The sequence below is a fragment of the Streptomyces sp. NPDC050211 genome (assembly GCF_040656035.1).
Classification (GTDB): domain Bacteria; phylum Actinomycetota; class Actinomycetes; order Streptomycetales; family Streptomycetaceae; genus Streptomyces.
Window position 1 is genome coordinate 1 of record NZ_JBFALC010000010.1, and the last position, 17,102, is coordinate 17,102.

Genomic DNA, 17,102 nt, shown 5'->3' on the forward strand with positions numbered 1-17,102 from the left:
GCCCCACATGGCCAGGCGCCAGATGCGGGCGATTTCCTCGTCGGGGGCGTCGGAGCGCAGGGCGGCGCGCAGGTCGGTTTCCTCGCGGGCGAACAGGCAGGTGCGGACCTGGCCGTCGGCGGTCAGGCGGGTACGGTCGCAGGCCGCGCAGAAGGGGCGGGTGACCGAGGCGATGACGCCGACGCGGTGCGGGCCGCCGTCGACCAGCCAGCGCTCCGCCGGCGCCGAGCCGCGGGCTTCGTCGCCCTCCTCGGTCAGTGCGAAGCGGGTGCGCAGCGAGGCCAGGATGTCCCCGGCCGTGATCATGCCGTCGCGCTTCCAGCCGTGCTGGGCGTCCAGCGGCATCTGCTCGATGAACCGCAGCTCGTAGTCGTGCTCCACGGCCCAGGCCAGCAGGTCGGGGGCCTCGTCGTCGTTCAGGCCCGGCATCAGGACCGAGTTGACCTTGACCGGGGTCAGGCCCGCCGCGCGGGCGGCATGCAGGCCCTCGATGACGTCGTGGTGGCGGTCGCGGCGGGTGAGGGTCTTGAAGACGTCCGGGCGCAGGGTGTCCAGCGAGACATTGACCCGGTCCAGGCCCGCCGCCTTCAGGGCACTCGCGGTGCGCTGGAGGCCGATGCCGTTGGTGGTCAGGGACATCTGGGGGCGGGGGTCGAGGGCGGCGACTCGCTCGACGATGCCGACCAGGCCGGGGCGCAGCAGCGGCTCGCCGCCGGTGAAGCGGACCTCCTCGATGCCCAGGGAGGTGACGGCTATGTCGATCAGGCGGACGATCTCGTCGTCCGTGAGCAGGTCGGGCTTGGCCAGCCACTGCAGGCCCTCCTCGGGCATGCAGTAGGTGCAGCGCAGATTGCACCGGTCGGTCAGCGAGACCCTCAGGTCGGTGGCCACTCGGCCGTAGGTATCGATGAGCACGTGGCCCCTCCCCCATCGCCAATCGGTTGCGTTCCGACACCCCATGCGGCATCGCGTGCTCCAGCCGAGGGACGGAATCCGTTGCGAGTTCACATGAACGGCCAGGCTATCTGCCCGGCGTTGCTGTCACACGGCGGCTGAGGGGGAGGGTTTTCTCCCTGGATCCGCTGATCCCAGGAAGGAATTCTTCCCTTACGAGAAACAAAGGCAAATGCCAGCTTGGGTGACCCATGTCCGACAGGCGACGCGGCAGACCCATGAACGGAAGCACAGTCCGATCCGCTGACGAAAGGCGAACCCGATGACCAGGCAGGACGAGGTTCGCAGCTTCCTCACCACTAGGCGTGCGAGGATCACGCCCGAACAGGTCGGGCTGACCGGTCTGGGAGGAGAACGCCGGGTTCCCGGTCTGCGCCGCGAAGAGGTCGCGCTCCTGGCAGGCGTAAGCGTCGACTACTACACGCGTCTCGAACGCGGAAGGATCCGGGGCGCGTCGGACAGCGTGCTCGACGCGCTCGCTCGTGCTCTCCGGCTCACGGCCGCCGAGCGAGACCATCTGTTCGATCTCGCGCGCGGCCACACGGCACCCGCTCCGCGCCGGTCCGCGCCCGCTCCCCGTGTCCGGGCATCGGTGCAACGGATCCTTGACGCACTGCACGTGCCGGCTGTCGTACAGAACACGCGGCAGGACCTGATCGCGGCGAACGGGCTCGGGAGAGCTCTGTACGTCACGCCGTTCGACAGCGCCTGCCAGCCGCCGAACCTGGCTCGCTTCGTCTTTCTGGATCACCGTGCCCAGTCGTTCTGCCCCGACTGGGACCTCGCCTGCCGGGTCACGGCGGCGGCCCTCCGCGCCGAAGCGGGACGCACCCCGCTCGATCCCGCGCTCACCGCTCTGATCGACGAACTCCGGACCAGGAGCCCGGTCTTCCGTGAAGTGTGGGCTCACCACGAGGTGCGTGCGCACCACACCGGAGTGCAGCAGTTCCATCATCCGGTCGTCGGAGACTTCACCCTTGCCTTCGAGACCCTTGATGTGCAGGCCGACCAAGGACTCTCGATCATCGTCTACAGCGCCGGACCGGATACGTCGACGGCCGTCAAGCTGGCTCACCTGAGCAGGTGGGCCGCCGCCGGTACCAGCGGGACCTCCACGACTAACGCAGAGGCCGTGAGGACCTGAGCCCTCGACAAGTGACGGTCAGTCGGCCAGCTCCACCCTCGCCGTGAAGCCGTCCTCCTGGTCGGCGATCGCATCCATGTCTCCGTCGAACTGACCGATCCTCAGGATGCCGTCGTGGTAGCCCACGTCGCCGTAGTAGAAGACGAGGTCGCCCCCCGGAGCGTAGTAGCCGATGTCCCGGGGGCGAGGGTCCTCTCCCTCGGGCATGCCCTCCGTGGACAGTTCCTCAGGCAGCGGCCCGGTCTTCTCCATGTTCTGGTGGTCGCTGAACTCCACGGTGACCGGGAGCTTTTCGATCAGGTCCCGAGCGGTGGCGTTGTCAGAGAGCCGGCCCATCAGCACCGTGCCGCCCATCGTGACGCGGATCGGCGTCCCGTCGCTCGACGACTGCTCGGAGCCGGGTGAGGAGGAGGCCGCAGCGGACGCCGAATCGCTGGACGACGAGGAACTCGCAGGCGTGACGCTCTGTGCAGCTGTCCCTTCCGAATCGCTGCTACAGGCTGTCACGACGCACACGAAGGTCATGGCCAGCGAGAGCACCAGACCCCGACGCGCTCGACGCGACGGCCCGGATACGGAAGAACTGGTTCTGGTCATGTCGTCGAGGCTAACCGCGAGGCCACCGCAGGTGGGAAGCTCTGTCAGTACCCCCCAGTCAGGGCGCGCGCCGACACGACTCATGGGGAACTCGGTGGTGCGGGCAGCATGTGAGTCATCGGCACCACCGACGCGGTCACGGAGGGCGGCGAAGCAGTGTTCTGCGACTGCGGCCGCAGACCCTGGGCCCGCAAGCAGAGCCCAGGTGTCAGCTTCGCCCGCCGCAATCAAGCGTGGCCACCGCTATGCCACTGTGCTGACGGACGGGCCCTCGCCACGAACCTGCCCGGCCTGACCGGCTTCGCCTGCGGACTGACCGGAGACCTCGATACCGTCACCGCCGGGCTCACCCTCCGCTGGAGCCCGGCAGCACGGAGGGCGCCGTGAACAGGATCAAGAAAATCAAGAGGCAGCTGTCTGGTCGCGCCGAATTCGAACTGCTCCGCAAGATGATCCTGCCGCAGTGACCACCAGCGACCGCTCCCCCGTGATCGCTGACACCTGCGCGGGGTTGGCCGGCAGCATCCGTGCCAACGCCCTTGGCCAGGTGCGGCCTGACCCACATGGGGCAGCTCCTCACCGCAGAACGGTGAGGAGCTGCGCAGGGTTGAGCGACCTCAACGGCATCGGCTCAGTAGGAGCCGTTGGCCTGCCAGAAAGCCCAGGCGTCGCAGGGACTGCCATAGCGGTCGTTCATGTAGTTCAGGCCCCATTTGATCTGCGTGGCCGGATTGGTCTGCCAGTCGGCTCCGGCAGACGACATCTTGGAGCCGGGATAGGCCTGTACGAGACCGTAGGCCCCGGAAGAGGGGTTGACCGCCTTGTAATTCCAGCCGGACTCGTGGTCCACGATGTTGCTGAAGCACTGGAACTGATCGCTGGGCACCAACTGCTGCGCGATAGCCCGGACCTGGGCAGTGGTGTACGACGACTGCGTCGCGATGCTGGAGTTGTCCGTCTCCGAGGAGTCCGTCGACGAGGAGTCCGTCGACGATCGACTGGCCTTCTGCCGCGCCTCCTGGCGCTCCTTGGCGTCATTGAGGGCCTGCTGCTGGGCTGCCTTCTGCTTGGCGATCGCCGCGTTCGCGGCCTGCTTACGGGCCGTCTCCGCCGCGGTTTTCCTTGCGCTGTTGTCCGCGGCGATGGCCTGCGAGTCGGCCTGCTGAGCCAGAGCGGCCGTCTGCACCTGAACTTGCTGCCCCGCCGGCAAGTCCGCGAGGAGGGTCGAGTCGCTCGCTGTCGTCTCTGTGCCGTTCACCGACTGGCCGGTGCTGCTCTGGGCAGCTCCCGCAACGGCGCCGACAGTGGTGACCGCAGTCGCAGAGGCCACCGCTAAGCCCCGCACCAAGTTCCCGCTCACACGGTTTCCTTCCAGCATCGCTAGATCAAAAGTTCGAGCCTCGCAAGATTAGACGGTTGAGCGGCCGAACTGGCGGCAACGACTCCGAGTGTTACTCGGAAGAAACAGCCGCCGGCTCAGTGAGGGCATGCGGCCCAGCTCGGCGACTGTCGCCTCACCACCGGATCACCCGGAGCCCGTGCCCCGTCCCACACCGGCGTGTGCGGCTGCCTCGTCGAGCCCGGGCCGGCCGTCGGCCGGGGCGGGCAGGACGGGCACCGGACGGTGGATCGGGCCCGCTCCCCGGGAAAGGGGCATGCCGCTCGCGAGGTTGGCGGAGGCGATGATCTCCGCCGCGATGGAGACGGCCGTCTCCTCAGGTGTATGAGCTCCCAGGTCCAGGCCGATCGGGGAGTGCAAGCGGGCGAAGTGTTCGTCGGACAGGCCCGCCTCGCGCAGGAGGCGAAGGCGCTGTGCGTGGGTGCGCCGCGATCCCATGGCCCCGACGTAGCCGACGGGCAGATCGAGGGCGAGGCGCAGTAGGGGAATGTCGAACTTGGCGTCGTGGGTGAGGACGCAGACGGCGGTACGGGCGTCCACGGCCGTGTGCTCCAGGTAGCGGTGGGGCCAGTCGACCACGACCTCGTCGGCATGCGGAAAGCGTGCCTCGGTGGCGAAGACGGGACGGGCGTCGCACACGGTGACCCGGTAGCCCAGGAAGGCCCCGGCACGGCTGAGCGCGGCCGCGAAGTCGACGGCGCCGAAGATCAGCATGCGGGGGCGGGACGCGGCCACGTGGACGAGGACGGACAGCCGGTCCGGACAGGTGGCGGCGTCTGAGCCCAGCTCGATCCGGGCGGTACGTCCCGACCGGAGCAGGGCGCCCGCCTGGGCGGTCACCGCGCGGTCCGTCGGCCCTCCGTCCAGGGTTCCGTACGAGGCGGTGCCGTCCGCGAGGACACACAGCGTGCGGCCCACCAGGTCGTCGGGGCCGTCAACGACTTGTGCCACGGCAGTCGGCCTGCCTTGGACGATGTCGTCCAGGGCGGCGCCGAAATGGGGGTCGGTGGCGGGATCGACGCGCCGGACGAGGACGTCGAGTTCGCCGCCGCAGGTCAGGCCGACGGCGAAGGCATCGTCGTCGGAGTATCCGAACCAGGCGCGCTGAGGGGCACCTTGGTCGCGCAGCACCTGCCGGCACAGCTCGTAGACGGCTCCTTCGACGCAGCCGCCGGAGATGCTGCCGACCGCGTTGCCGTCGGTGTCCACCGCGACCGACGTACCGGTGGGCAGAGGGGCGCTGCCGGTGACGTCGACGACGGTGGCCAGGGCGAAGGGGCGGCCCTCGCGGCACCAACGGTGCAGTGTCTCCGCGATGTTCAGCATGGCCGTAGTTCTCCGTGGCTCGCGGTGGGAGTGGGGCGGGCCGCCGCCGCGCCGACGGGGAGCGCATGGGCGGCGGCGGCCCTGGTAGGTCCGGCAACCGGACGGGGAGCCGGCTGCCGGACCGGCCGGTGGGGTGCTGGGGTCAGAGCAATGCCTCGGCGGTGATGGGCAGTTCACGCACCCGTCGGCCGGTGGCGTTGAAGACCGCGTTGGCGATCGCGGCCGCCACACCCACCTGGACGACCTCGCCGAGCCCCTTGACGCCGAGCGCGTTGCCGTCGTTGTCCTCGCCCTCCAGGTAGATCGCCCTGACCCCGGGGATGTCGGCGTTGACGGGGACGAGGTAGTCGGCGAGGTTGGCGTTGACGATCCGGCCGTCGCGGTGGTCGGTGACCGTGTGCTCAAGGAGGGCCGCGCCAATGCCTCCGACCATCCCGCCGACCGCCTGGCTGTCCGCCAGCTTGGGGCTGATGATGCGGCCGGCGTCGTACACGCCGAGCATGCGCCGCACCCGTACCAGACCGAGGGTCGCGTCGACGCCTACCTCGGTGAAGACCGCGCCGTAGGCGTGGTAAGAGCGCCGCGCGGGAGTCGGCGGCCCGGTGTACGAGCCGTCCGCTTCGAGGTGGGTGCGGTCATTGCGGGCCAGCAGCCGTTGGTACGTCTCACCGCGCGCCGGGTTGCCCTGCACATGCAGCCGGCCGCCGCGCACCACCACATCGCCGGCGTCCACCCCGTACAGCGGCGAATCGCGGTCCTCGACGGCCAGTTTGATCGCCTGCTGCCGCACCTGGTCGCAGGCGTCGACGACGGCGGTGCCGACGCTGGCCATGGTCGCCGAGCCGCCGTGCGGGCCGGTCTGCGGATACAGCGAGTCGCCGAGCCGGAAGGTCACCGTGCGCATGGTCAGCCCGAGCGCGTCGGCGGCCACCTGGGTCTGGGAGGTGTAGGTGCCCGGCCCCATGTCACTGGTCGCCGACTCGACCACAGCGGTGCCGTCGGCATCCAGGCGGACCCGGGCCTCCGCGGGAAAACGCCCGGGGTCGTACACACCGGTGGCCATGCCCAGACCGATCAGCCAGTCGCCCTCGCGCCGCGAACGCGGCCGGGACGAGCGACGGTGCCAGCCGAACTCCCGGGCACCGACCGTGTAGCACTCGCGCAGCCGGCGGGTGGAGAACGGCAGGTTGTTCGACTCGTCCTCGTCCGGTTCGTTGCGCCGCCGCAGCTCGATGGGGTCGATGTCGAGCCGGTCCGCGAGTTCGTCCATGGCCGACTCGATCGCGAACGACGCCGTGGCGAAGCCGGGGCCGCGCATCCAGATCGGGGTGTTCACATCCAGCGGCACCTGCCGGTACGCCTGGCTGACGTTGGGCATGCTGTAGGTCATCTGCCCCGCGCCCATGATGGCCTCGGTGAACGTCTCGTACGAGGAGGTCTCGGCGTCGATGCCGTGGATGGCCGCGGTCAGCCGACCGCGCCGGTCGCTGCCGAGGCGCAGTCGGTACTCGTACGCCGGCCGGAATCCGGCGCCGAAGTACATCTGCCGGCGGCTGAGCACCAGCTTGACCGGGCGCTTCGTCACCCGCGCGGCCAGGGCGGCGACGGTGGTGTGCGGCCAGCAGCGCAGCCCGCTGCCGAAACCGCCGCCGACGAACGGGTTGATGACCCGCATCGCATCCGCGGGCAGGTCGAACACGGCGGCAAGCTCGTCGTGGGTGCCCATCACCCATTGCGTCTTGTCCCACACGGTCAGCTTGTTGCCGTCCCAGCGGGCGATGGTGGCGTGCGGCTCCATCGGGTTGTGATGGTTGCGCGCCAGCTGGTAGGTCAGGTCCAGGCGCACGGCAGCCTCGCGCAGGCCGGCTTCCGCGTCACCGCGCGCGTAGTTCGTCGGCTCGCCCGGCTCGGCCTCGGCGAGGTCCGTCGAGGACTGCTGGGCGTCGTACTCGACCTTGACCAGACTCGCCCCGTGCTGCGCGGCCTCCAGGGTCGTGGCCACGACGACGGCGACCGGCTGGCCGTGGAAGAGCACCCGGTCGTCCTGGAAAACCCGAAGCCTGCGCCCGGGCGGGTTGTTGGAGCCGGAGTTGTCACGGTACGGCAGCGTCGGCGCGTTGCCGTGATGGATCACCCGCAGCACGCCCGGGACCTTTTCGGCGTCACCCGTGTCGATGCCGGTGATCCGGCCGCGGCCGATGCTCGCGTCGATCATGACCGCGTGCACCGCCCCGTCGATGTCGAACTCGGCGGCGTACTGCGCCTCGCCCGTGACCTTGAGCCGCCCGTCCACCCGGGACAGCGGCGCACCCACGGCTGCCTGCGGCTGGGGGCTCACTTGGTACCTCCTACGACGCGCAGCTGGCGTTCGACAGTGCGCTTGAGCAGCTCGACCTTGAACCGGTTGTGCTGAAGGGGACGGGCGCCGTCCGCCGCCTTCGCGGCAGCGGCCGACCAGAGGGCCCCCGAGGGGCGTTCACCGACGAGGTGTCGCTCGACGGCGGGCAGCTTCCAGGGCACGGTGCCCACTCCCCCGGCGGCGACCTTGGCCTCGCGGATCACCCCGCCGCGTACATGCAGCGCGACGGCCGCCGACGTGAGGGCGAACTCGTACGACTGCCGGTCACGCACCTTCAGATAGCCGGACCTGAGCGGGCGCGGCAGAGCGGAGATCTCCACTGCGGTGATCAACTCGCCCTTGCGCAGGGCCTGTTCACGTTGTGGGGTGCTTCCGGGCCGCAACAGGAAGTCAGCGAAGGGCACTTGGCGTGCCCCGTCCGGGCCCAGCAGGTGCACGCGGGCCTCCAGGGCGGCGAAGGCCACGGCGACGTCGGACGGGTGGGTGGCCACGCAGGTGTCGGAGGTGCCGAGGATGGCGTGGGTGCGGTTGACGCCGTGCAGGGCGGCACAGCCCGAGCCGGGCTCGCGCTTGTTGCAGTCGGCGGTCACGTCCCGGAAGTACGTGCACCGGGTGCGCTGCATGATGTTGCCGCCGATGGTCGCCATGTTCCGCAGCTGGGCCGACGCGCTGAGTTCCAGCGCCTCGGAGATGACCGGGAACAGGGAACGCACCTTGGGGTGGGCGGCGGTCTCGGTCATGCTCACCAGGGCGCCGATGCGCAGCCCGCCCCGCTCGGTGACGGTGATTTCGCGCAGTGGCAGGCCGCTGATGTCGACGAGGTTCTCGGGGCGTTCGACGGTCTCGCGCATGAGGTCGACCAGGGTGGTGCCGCCGGCGATGTAACGGCCGCCGCGGCGACCGGCGTTGACTGCCTCGCGGGTGTCGGAGACCCGGGTGTAGGAGAAGGGGTGCATGGTGGGCCGCTCCTTACTTCCGGGCGGCGGTCTGTTCGACCGCGCGCACGATCTTGACGTAGCAGCCGCAGCGGCAGATGTTGCCGCTCATCCACTCCCGGATCTCCTCCGGGGAGCCGGTGTGGCCTTCCTGGATACAGCCGACGCCGGAGACGATCTGGCCGGGGGTGCAGTAGCCGCACTGGAAGGCGTCCTCGTCGATGAACGCCTGCTGGAGCGGGTGGAGTTGATCGCCGTCGGCCAGGCCCTCGATCGTGGTGACCTCGGCGCCCTCCAGTCGCACCGCGAGCGTGAGGCAGGCGTTGTGCCGCTGCCCGTCGACCAGGACTGTGCACGCACCGCAGGCTCCGGCGTTGCAGCCCTTCTTCGAGCCCGTGAGGCCGAGGTGCTCGCGGAGCAGGTCCAGCAGCGACGTGCGGTTGTCGACCGTCACGGTCCGGCGGGTGCCGTTGACCGTCAGAGCGACGCGGCTGGAGGGCGACGCCCCCGCGGCGCCCGCCTCCTCCGGGAGGGAGATGAAGGCCCCTCCGGCCACGACGGCACCGCCGACCGCGGCACTGGTGGCGATGAACGTGCGCCGAGAGGGCGCCACGGAAGACTCGCCGGCTCCGGTGGGGGGTGGAGCGGCAGACTCAGGGAGTTGGGTAGACATACGTACGCCTTCGTATCGCGGACGGATCGGCCGTACACAGCAGCGGGACGGGAGACTGGATCGTCGTCACCGCGGGAACCGGGCAACCACGCGCTTCTGCAGCGGCGACTGGTCGCACGTGGAGTCTTGCACCACCGGCAACGTTGGCGGCAGGGAGACTTTCCTCCCCCCTTAGCGAGCCGGGGTTACTGGTTGTGGGTGGTGCGGGGGCCGTTGTACTGCTGGTCGGTGACCGGCTCGGCCCAGGCGGTCTCGGGGGTGCCGTCGTCTGTGCCCTCCCACAGGGCGATGTGCTCCATGAACCGGTCCGGGGCGGCTCCGTGCCAGTGTTCTTCGTGCGGCGGACACGCGACGGTCTCGCCGGGGTGGGCTTCGAAGACGGTGCCGTCCCGGGTGCCGATGAGGGCGACGCCGGACACGATGTGCAGGGTCTGGCCCAGGGCGTGGGAGTGCCAGTGGGTTCGGGCGCTCGGTGCGAAGCGGACCAGGTTGGCGCGCATCCGGGACGGCTCCTGGCCTGCCACGATGACGTCCCACCACACGTCGCCGGTGAACCAGACCGCCGGGGCCTTGCTGCTGGGCTGCTGCTTGATGAATTCCATGGTGTCTCTCTGAGCTCTCTCTTTCGTACGGCGGCTGTCCCTAGCGGGCGACGTAGCCGCCGTCGACGGGGAGGGCGACGCCGACGACGAAACTCGCCCCGGGGCTGCACAGCCACAGGACCGCCTGGGCGATTTCCTCGGCGGTGCCGAGCCGGTTGATGGGCTGGTTGGCCTCGGCCTCGGCGCGGTCGAGCTCCCCCTTGGCGATCATGTCGCTGACCATGGGGGTGTCGATGGTGCCGGGGCAGACGGCGTTGACGCGGATGCCGCGTGGGGCGTATTCGAGGGCGGCGCTGGTGGTCAGGCCGATGACTCCGTGTTTGGAGGCGTGGTACGAGGCGCGGCCGGGGAGGCCGACCAGGCCGCCGAGGGAGGAGCAGTTGACGATGGCGCCGCTGCCCTGGGCGCGCATGTGCCGCAGCTCGTGCTTCATGCAGGCCCATACGCCGCGGAGGTTGATGGCGTTGACGCGGTCGAACCGTTCGGCGGGTTCGTCGGCGGCGTCGCTGGGCGGGATCTGGATGCCGGCGTTGTTGTAGGCCATGTCCAGGCGGCCGAAGGTCTCCACCGTACGGTCGACCTCGGCGGCGACCTGGTCCTCGTCGCTGACGTCGCAGGTGAGGGCGAGGGCTTGATGGCCGGCGTCGGTGAGTTCCTTCGCGGCTGTGTTCAATGCGGCTTCGTCGATGTCGGTCAGGGCGACGGCGGCTCCGGACGCGGCGAACGCGCGTGCCGTCGCCAGCCCCATACCGGCGCCGGCCCCGGTGACGAGCGCGACCTGGCCGGTGAAGTCGTACGTGGGATTCACGTCGTGTTGTCCTCATCAGTTCGGGGAGTCGCCGGATTCCGGCAGACTCCGGCTGGACGGATCCGGGCATGCGTCAGTACTGCGACGGCACCTGCGCGGGTTCGTCGCGTCGCACGTCCGCCGAAGCGCCGCTCCGGGCCACGATCCGGCCCTTGTGAGAAGTGCCGTGGACGGCGAGGGCGATCAGCGGGAGCATGGTGAGCGCGGCGATGACCGTGCCGACCAGGGGCGGGCCGGTCAGGCCGAGGGAGGAGTCCAGGGCCGTACCGGCGATCGCCGATCCGGCGGCGACGCCGGTGTTGAAGGCGGAGGTGGTCAGCGCCGAGGTGAGGGTGGGGGCATCGCCCGCGAAGCGCATGGCGAGGGCGGTGACGACCGGGTTGACCGTGAAGCCGGCCAGGCCCATGAGAAAGACGAGGAGCGTGGCTGTCACCGGGTTGGCGGACAGCGGGATCATCAGGAGCAGGACCAGGGCGGTGGCCGCGGCGGCCGTGATGGTGGTGGCCATCGGACGTCGGTCGCCCAGGCGGCCTCCGATGGTGGTGCCGCCGAGGGCGCCGACGCCGAACGCGATGAGGACGAGCGGTACGGCGCCCGCTGGGACGCCCGCACGGTCGGTCAGCAGCGGCGTGACATAGGTGTACGTCGCCAGAACGCCACCCATGATCAGCATCGCGGAACCGAGCGCCAGCCACAGCCGGCCTTGCCGCAGAGCCCGGACCTCGGCCCGGATGGACAGCTCGACGCGCTGCTCCTGGGCCGGGATGAAGCGGCCGATGAACACGGCGGCGAGCCCCGAGAGGACGGCCAGGGCCCAGAAGGGTCCGCGCCAGCCGGTGAACTGGCCGGTGAAGGAGCCGATCGGCACGCCGACGACGTTGGCCAGGGTCAGGCCACCGATCATGACGCCTGTCGCGCGGGTGGCGTTGTGCGCGCCTGCGGCGGTGGTGGCGACGACGAAGCCGACGGACCAGAACGCTCCGGTGGCCAGGGCCGTGACGGCGCGGGCGATGAGGACGATCGTGAAGGACGAGCTGAGGGCGGCGACCAGATGTCCGAGGCAGAACACCGACAGGGCCAGGATCAGCGTCTGGCGCTGAGGCAGGCGCAGGGTCGCCATGGCCATGGTCGGAGCACCGACGATCATGCCGATGGCGAAGGCGGTGATCAGCAGTCCGGCGTGGGAGACGCTGACTCCGAGGTCACCGGCCAACTCCGGCAGCAGTCCGGCGACGACGAACTCGGTGGTCCCCATCAGGAACGTGCCGGCGGCGAGCACCCAGACGACGAAGGGGAGCTTGCCGGGGGTGGTCCCGGACGCGGCAGGCATACGTGTGGTCTCTCCTTGCGTGGAAATCGGCGGATCATGGTGGCGAGTGAAGCCGTCACGGCAGACAGCGGACGGCGCGGCCACGTCTTCGGCGGCTGGTCAGGGCGCGGCTTCGATGGTGATCTCGTCGGCGGTGGCGAGCTGCTCGGCGCCGCCGTCGGCCATATGCCCGAGGGGCACCACGCCGGGCGCGTAGGGGACGTCGCGGTAGTAGGTGGCGAGTTGGTTCCAGGGGGCGTAGTACGCCAGGTCACCTGCCTTGGGGGCGGCGCCTTCCGGGGCGCCGGAGGTGGACAGCTTCTGGGGCAGGTCGGCGATCTTCTCGGCCTGGTGGAAGTCGCGCACGGACAGGGTGAAGGGCAGCTGGGCGGCGAAGTCGCGGGCGGTGGGGCTGTCGTTCAGGGTGGCGGCGATACGGTGGCCGTTGAGCGTGAGCCAGATGTTCATGGCGGTTGTCCTGCCGGGTGATGTGGTGGCGGCCGGAGCCCGGGTTCACGGGGGCGTCCTGTAACTAGTCGGGCAGAGGCTCGGAGTAGTGGCGGAAGCCGTCGCGCTGCTGGTGGATGTCGTACAGCCGCTGTGCCAGCACCTCGGGGCTGCTGTGCTCGGCGTCGGGCCGGATGGCGCCCGGGATGATCAGTTGCGCGGCGTGGATGTTCTCCCCGGCGAGCGTGTCGTGCAGGGTGCGGGCGTAGGCGCTCTCGGCGGCGAACGCGATCGAGGTGCCGGCCACGTTCGGGTTGGGGCGTACGGCGCTGGCGCCGTTGACGAACAGCACGGTGCCGCGGCCGAGGGCACGCATGCCGGGCAGGACGGCGTTCACACAGGCGACGGGGCCCTTGACGGAGAAGGCGAGGGGGGCGTCGAGGTCGTCGGCGCTCGTGTCGAGGACCGGCTTCATGAAGTCGGCGCGCGGCACCGGGCTGTACTGGAGGATCTCGATGGGCCCCAGGGCGGCCGCAGCCGCGTACAGGGCCGCGGTCAGCGACTCGAGGTCGAGGACGTCGGCGGGGAACCCGCGCGCCTGGATGTCGTCACGGGCGAGGTCGGCGGTCAGGTCGTCCAGCTTTTCCGCGTTGCGGGCGATGAGGGCGACGGTGTGGCCCGCGGCTCCGAAGCGGCGAGCGGTGGCGAGCCCGAGGCCGGGGCCCGCGCCGACAAGGGCGAAGGTCGTCATGGTCGGTCCTTGAGTGAGTGGGGGTGGTGCTGGTGGTTCCGGTCCGTGGGCCGCACCGGCCCTGAGCGCCCCGGTGTGGACGCGTCCGCGCTCAGGGCTTGAGCAGGGCCTTGATGGCGCGGCGCTCGTCCATCGCCCGGTAGCCCTCGGCGACCTGGTCCAGGGGCAGGCTGAGGTCGAAGACCTTGCCGGGGTTGATCAGCCCGGTCAGGACGCGGTCGACCAGGTCGGGCAGGTAGCGGCGGACGGGTGCGGGGCCGCCGCGCAGGCCGACGTGGGAGAAGAACAGCTCCTGGCCGTCGACCTGCACCTCGTGCGGGACGCCGACGAAGCCGACGTTGCCGCCGGGCCGGGCCGAGCGCAGCGCCTGCCGCATCGACTCGGCGGTGCCGACGCACTCCAGCACCGCGTCCGCCCCGATCCCCTCGGTGAGGTCCTTGACGCGGGCGACACCGTCCTCGCCGCGCTCGGCCACGATGTCGGTGGCGCCGAACTCCAGGGCCAGCGCCTGCCGGGACTCATGACGGCTCATGGCGATGATCCGCTCCGCGCCGAGCTCCTTGGCGGCGATGACGGCGCACAGGCCGACCGCGCCGTCACCGACGACGACAGCCGTCGAGCCGGGCTTCACCTCTGCGGCGAGGGCGGCGTACCAGCCGGTGCCCATCACGTCGGACACGGCGAGCAGGCTCGGCACCATCTCGGCGTCCGGGTGCTGTTCGGTGGCGACCAGGGTGCCGTGGGCGTTGGGGATGCGGACGTAGTCGGCCTGGCAGGTGCTCATGAACTCGCGGTGCAGGCAGTTGGACTGCCAGCCGCCCCGGCAGTTGGCGCAGGTGTTGTCCGAGGTGGCGAAGGAGCCGACCACGAACTGGCCCGGCCTGACGCTGGCGACCTCGCTGCCCACCTCCTCGACGATGCCGACGTACTCGTGCCCCATCGGGTGCGGGTCGCCGATGGGTTCCACGCCGCGGTACGGCCACAGGTCCGAGCCGCACACACAGGTGGCCACCGTGCGGATCACCGCGTCGGTCGGGTGGACGATCTTCGGGTCGTCGAGGTTCTCGAAGCGCACGTCGCCGGGGGCGTAGATGACTGCTCCGCGCATGGGTGCTTCCTTCGGTGCGAGGGTCGGTGAGCCGCAGCCGGGGTCGGGAAGGCTGCTCACCGTCGACCCTCACACGCGAGGTCAGGCGCGAAAAGCGGAGAGATCCATCCTGGGAGAGGAACATCCTGGGAGTAAATTCTCCCCCCTTTCAGGAGTGGAATCGGTGTCATGCTGTGAAGCATGACCGCCAACGTCCCCCTCAATGAGCTGGGAGAATTCCTCAAGAAGCGCCGCTCCGAGCTGAGCCCGCGCACGGTCGGACTGCCCGACAGCGACAGGCCCCGCCGTGTGGAGGGGCTGCGCCGCGAGGAGGTCGCCCAGCTCGCCAGCATCAGCACCGACTACTACACCCGGCTCGAACAGGGCCGCATGCAGGCGTCAGCGCCCGTGCTGGACGTCCTGGCCCGCGTACTGCATCTGGATGACGACGAGCGCGGCTACCTCTTCCAGCTCGCGGGCAAGACCACCACCCGCGCCCGGCGCCGCGGCCGGCAGAAGGTCCAGGCGCAGCTTCAGCGGGTCCTGGACGACCTCACCGCCACTCCCGCCATCGTGCAGGGCCGGCGCGGGGACATTCTGGCCTGGAACGCGCTGGCCGCCGCCCTGGTCACCGACTTCTCCCGCATTCCGGAACGGCACCGCAACTACCCGCGGCTCATCTTCACGGATCCTGCCATGCGCACCCTGTACGCCGACTGGGAGGCCTCCGCGCACATCGCCGTCGCCCAACTGCGTATGGAGGCCGCGAAATATCCCGAGGACCCCCGCCTGATCGAGCTGGTCGGTGAACTGTCCACGCGTGACAATCAGTTCGCCAAGTGGTGGGGCGAACACAAGGTCGCCGCCCGCACCGTGGGCACGAAGACCCTCAACCATCCCGTCGTCGGTGAACTCGTCCTCGACTGGGACACCCTCACCGCCAACACCGACCCCGACCAGCACCTCACCGTCTGGACCGCCGGCCCCGGCTCCCCCACCCACGAACGGCTCCGCATCCTCGCCTCCTGGGCCGCCGACCAGCACCTGCCGGCCTCCTCCCCGGTCAGCTGACCGCCACCGCTGTCAGACCACGAGCCGCTGCACGTCCGTCAGGCCGCGCTCTCCAATGCGGTGTTCCGCCGGCAGGATGTAGGTGCGCAGACCACAGGCGGCCGCGCCGCCGTCGCGGACCGGGTTGTCGCCGACCATGAGGGTGGCGCGGGGGTCCGTACCGAGGTCGGCGCACGCTTTGAGGAACAGCTGCGGGTCGGGCTTTTCCCGGCCCTGCTCGTAGGAGATCACGCAGGTGTCGATCAAGGCGTCCAGCCCGTGGTGGGCGAGGTGGGTGCGCAGGTCCCAGGCGAAGTCGCTGACGATGGCGATGCGCAGTCCGCGCTGGTGCAGGGCGCGCAGGACCGGTTCGGTGTCGGGATACGGAACCCAGGCGTCCGGAGCGGTGAGTTCCCGGTAGGCCGCCTCCTCCGCGCCGCGCAGGAAGTCCACCTGCTCCCACCATCCCCACATGGCGCGGCGGTGCAGTTCGGAAGAGAGATCACGGCCTTCCTGAAGGGCGACGACGGAGGGCAGCCGGAAGGCGGCGCGCAACTGGTCGGAAATTCCGGCCACCGCGCACGGCTCGTCCAGCAGGGCGAGGCGCCCGGTGGCGGAGCCGACCCGGCGCAGCCACGTCTCCAGGTCGATCATCTGGAAAAGGGTGTTGCTGAAGTCGAACAGGACGGCCTGGACCGCGGGTACGGGCGCGGCCATCTCGACGTCGCTGGGATGGTAGGCGCTGGGCGTTTGGAACAAGGTGTGGATCATGGAGAGGGCTCTTCGGGTTCGACCGTCTCGACGGGGACTCCGAGGTCGCGTATGGCCGCGAGTTCCGTGTCGGGGGTGCCGGTGTCGGTGATGACGGTGTGGTAGTCGGCCACGGACCCGTATGCGTACGTGGCGGTCTTGCCGAACTTCGAGTGGTCCACCAGGAGCAGCGCCTGTTCGGCGGAGGCGAGCATGGCCAGCTTCACCTCGACGTAGTCGTTCAGAGGGTGGAAGAGGCGTCCTTCCAAGACGGCTGTGGCGGACATCAGGGCGAGGTCGGCCCGGATCCGGGACAGGGCGCGGGTGACGGTGGGGCCGGTGCAGGAGTTGAAGTCGCCGCGGTAGTGGCCGCCCAGCAGAGTGACGTTCACCTCGGGGGCGGCGGACCCGAGGCGCTGCGCGAGGCCGACCGAGTTGGTGACGACGTGCAGCTGATCCACCTTCGCCAGCGCCGGGACCAGGGGGAACAGGGTGGTCGAGTCCTCCATCAGCACCGTGTTGCCCGGCCTGATCCGGCCGGCCACTGCCGCGCACAGCGCGTTCTTGGCCGCGAGGGCGCTGTTCTCACGGAAGCGGGTGGCCGTCTCCATGGTGAGGGCGGGGAAGGCGACGGCCCGCCCGCGCTCCTTGCGCAGCAGATGCCGCCCGGTGAGGTCGTCCAGGTCCCGGTGCATCGTCATCAGACTGACGTCGAAGTGCCGGGCGAGGTCGTCGATGCGGGTCTCGCCATGGTCGGCGACGTACCGCAGCACGGCCTGGCGCCGCTCCTCGACGGCCGCCTGTGACAGTCGCGTACGGGCGGTCACGGCGCCCCTCCTTCCCGGTAGCTCCGGTCTGGCAGTTTCCCACACGGGCCGGTGCGGGTCGGGGCCCGTCCGGCTCGCGGACCT

The 17,102-nt window shown here is 70.2% G+C and carries 17 protein-coding genes; 2 read left to right on the plus strand and 15 right to left on the minus strand.

All coding sequences use genetic code 11. The features are described from left to right. A partial coding sequence (moaA, locus tag AB0I98_RS12825; protein WP_362939541.1) for a GTP 3',8-cyclase MoaA occupies positions 1–915 on the minus strand: 915 nt, incomplete at its 3' end. Between the two features lie 301 nt (positions 916–1,216). On the opposite strand from moaA, the gene AB0I98_RS12830 reads away from it, so the two are divergent. Further along, entirely contained in the window at positions 1,217–2,098 is an 882-nt protein-coding gene (locus AB0I98_RS12830; protein WP_362939544.1) for a helix-turn-helix transcriptional regulator, read from the plus strand. A gap of 18 nt (positions 2,099–2,116) precedes the next feature. Here the strand turns inward: AB0I98_RS12830 and AB0I98_RS12835 are convergent, their stop codons facing one another. The 12 genes from AB0I98_RS12835 to AB0I98_RS12890 all read right to left on the minus strand — a co-directional run bounded on the left by AB0I98_RS12835 (position 2,117) and on the right by AB0I98_RS12890 (position 14,412). Then, positions 2,117–2,638, minus strand: a complete 522-nt coding sequence (locus AB0I98_RS12835; protein ID WP_362939547.1) for a cyclophilin-like fold protein — start codon at positions 2,636–2,638, stop codon at positions 2,117–2,119. A 688-nt stretch (positions 2,639–3,326) separates the two neighbouring features. Continuing rightward, on the minus strand, positions 3,327–4,073 hold the full coding sequence (locus AB0I98_RS12840) for a transglycosylase SLT domain-containing protein (RefSeq protein WP_362939550.1): 747 nt from the start codon (positions 4,071–4,073) through the stop codon (positions 3,327–3,329). Positions 4,074–4,220: 147 nt separating this feature from the next. Continuing rightward, the gene (locus AB0I98_RS12845) at positions 4,221–5,420 is read right to left on the minus strand and encodes an XdhC/CoxI family protein (RefSeq protein ID WP_362939553.1); all 1,200 of its coding nucleotides are present in this window, start codon (positions 5,418–5,420) and stop codon (positions 4,221–4,223) included. Positions 5,421–5,562: 142 nt separating this feature from the next. Then, complete coding sequence (locus AB0I98_RS12850; protein ID WP_362939556.1) at positions 5,563–7,758, minus strand: xanthine dehydrogenase family protein molybdopterin-binding subunit; 2,196 nt, start codon at positions 7,756–7,758, stop codon at positions 5,563–5,565. Further along, positions 7,755–8,735, minus strand: a complete 981-nt coding sequence (locus AB0I98_RS12855; RefSeq protein ID WP_362939559.1) for a xanthine dehydrogenase family protein subunit M — start codon at positions 8,733–8,735, stop codon at positions 7,755–7,757. Before AB0I98_RS12855 ends, AB0I98_RS12850 begins: the two co-directional genes overlap by 4 nt. A 13-nt stretch (positions 8,736–8,748) precedes the next feature. Beyond that, the gene (locus AB0I98_RS12860) at positions 8,749–9,387 is read right to left on the minus strand and encodes a (2Fe-2S)-binding protein (RefSeq protein WP_362939562.1); all 639 of its coding nucleotides are present in this window, start codon (positions 9,385–9,387) and stop codon (positions 8,749–8,751) included. 185 nt (positions 9,388–9,572) lie between these two features. After that, positions 9,573–9,989: a cupin domain-containing protein gene (locus AB0I98_RS12865; protein WP_362939565.1), complete on the minus strand. Its 417-nt coding sequence runs from the start codon at positions 9,987–9,989 to the stop codon at positions 9,573–9,575. A gap of 40 nt (positions 9,990–10,029) precedes the next feature. Next, complete coding sequence (locus AB0I98_RS12870) at positions 10,030–10,797, minus strand: glucose 1-dehydrogenase (protein ID WP_362939568.1); 768 nt, start codon at positions 10,795–10,797, stop codon at positions 10,030–10,032. A gap of 73 nt (positions 10,798–10,870) precedes the next feature. Then, positions 10,871–12,127 carry an MFS transporter gene (locus tag AB0I98_RS12875; RefSeq protein ID WP_362939571.1) on the minus strand — a complete coding sequence of 419 codons (1,257 nt, stop codon included), beginning with the start codon at positions 12,125–12,127 and terminating at the stop codon, positions 10,871–10,873. Between the two features lie 99 nt (positions 12,128–12,226). Further along, a complete protein-coding gene (locus AB0I98_RS12880; RefSeq protein ID WP_362939574.1) occupies positions 12,227–12,574 on the minus strand; it encodes a cyclophilin-like fold protein in 348 nt (115 codons plus the stop codon). 64 nt (positions 12,575–12,638) lie between these two features. Then, entirely contained in the window at positions 12,639–13,304 is a 666-nt protein-coding gene (locus AB0I98_RS12885) for an SDR family NAD(P)-dependent oxidoreductase (RefSeq protein WP_362939577.1), read from the minus strand. A gap of 91 nt (positions 13,305–13,395) precedes the next feature. Further along, complete coding sequence (locus AB0I98_RS12890; RefSeq protein WP_362939580.1) at positions 13,396–14,412, minus strand: zinc-dependent alcohol dehydrogenase family protein; 1,017 nt, start codon at positions 14,410–14,412, stop codon at positions 13,396–13,398. Between the two features lie 180 nt (positions 14,413–14,592). On the opposite strand from AB0I98_RS12890, the gene AB0I98_RS12895 reads away from it, so the two are divergent. Then, a complete protein-coding gene (locus AB0I98_RS12895; protein WP_362939583.1) occupies positions 14,593–15,462 on the plus strand; it encodes a helix-turn-helix transcriptional regulator in 870 nt (289 codons plus the stop codon). 12 nt (positions 15,463–15,474) lie between these two features. Here the strand turns inward: AB0I98_RS12895 and AB0I98_RS12900 are convergent, their stop codons facing one another. Together AB0I98_RS12900 and AB0I98_RS12905 are read right to left on the minus strand one after the other, a co-directional pair. Further along, positions 15,475–16,212: an HAD-IA family hydrolase gene (locus AB0I98_RS12900; protein ID WP_362939586.1), complete on the minus strand. Its 738-nt coding sequence runs from the start codon at positions 16,210–16,212 to the stop codon at positions 15,475–15,477. Then, positions 16,209–17,018 carry a DeoR/GlpR family DNA-binding transcription regulator gene (locus AB0I98_RS12905; RefSeq protein ID WP_362939589.1) on the minus strand — a complete coding sequence of 270 codons (810 nt, stop codon included), beginning with the start codon at positions 17,016–17,018 and terminating at the stop codon, positions 16,209–16,211. The genes AB0I98_RS12900 and AB0I98_RS12905 overlap by 4 nt, the downstream gene beginning before the upstream one ends. Positions 17,019–17,102: the final 84 nt, after the last annotated feature.

Coding starts and splice junctions, on each gene's coding strand:
- AB0I98_RS12860 (WP_362939562.1), bottom strand. CDS start 9,387: ATGTCTACCCAACTCCCTGAGTCTGCCGCTCCACCCCCCACCGGAGCC.
- AB0I98_RS12880 (WP_362939574.1), bottom strand. CDS start 12,574: ATGAACATCTGGCTCACGCTCAACGGCCACCGTATCGCCGCCACCCTG.
- AB0I98_RS12875 (WP_362939571.1), bottom strand. CDS start 12,127: ATGCCTGCCGCGTCCGGGACCACCCCCGGCAAGCTCCCCTTCGTCGTC.
- AB0I98_RS12885 (WP_362939577.1), bottom strand. CDS start 13,304: ATGACGACCTTCGCCCTTGTCGGCGCGGGCCCCGGCCTCGGGCTCGCC.
- AB0I98_RS12890 (WP_362939580.1), bottom strand. CDS start 14,412: ATGCGCGGAGCAGTCATCTACGCCCCCGGCGACGTGCGCTTCGAGAAC.
- AB0I98_RS12840 (WP_362939550.1), bottom strand. CDS start 4,073: ATGCTGGAAGGAAACCGTGTGAGCGGGAACTTGGTGCGGGGCTTAGCG.
- AB0I98_RS12895 (WP_362939583.1), top strand. CDS start 14,593: ATGACCGCCAACGTCCCCCTCAATGAGCTGGGAGAATTCCTCAAGAAG.
- AB0I98_RS12900 (WP_362939586.1), bottom strand. CDS start 16,212: ATGATCCACACCTTGTTCCAAACGCCCAGCGCCTACCATCCCAGCGAC.
- AB0I98_RS12855 (WP_362939559.1), bottom strand. CDS start 8,735: ATGCACCCCTTCTCCTACACCCGGGTCTCCGACACCCGCGAGGCAGTC.
- AB0I98_RS12865 (WP_362939565.1), bottom strand. CDS start 9,989: ATGGAATTCATCAAGCAGCAGCCCAGCAGCAAGGCCCCGGCGGTCTGG.
- AB0I98_RS12830 (WP_362939544.1), top strand. CDS start 1,217: ATGACCAGGCAGGACGAGGTTCGCAGCTTCCTCACCACTAGGCGTGCG.
- AB0I98_RS12845 (WP_362939553.1), bottom strand. CDS start 5,420: ATGCTGAACATCGCGGAGACACTGCACCGTTGGTGCCGCGAGGGCCGC.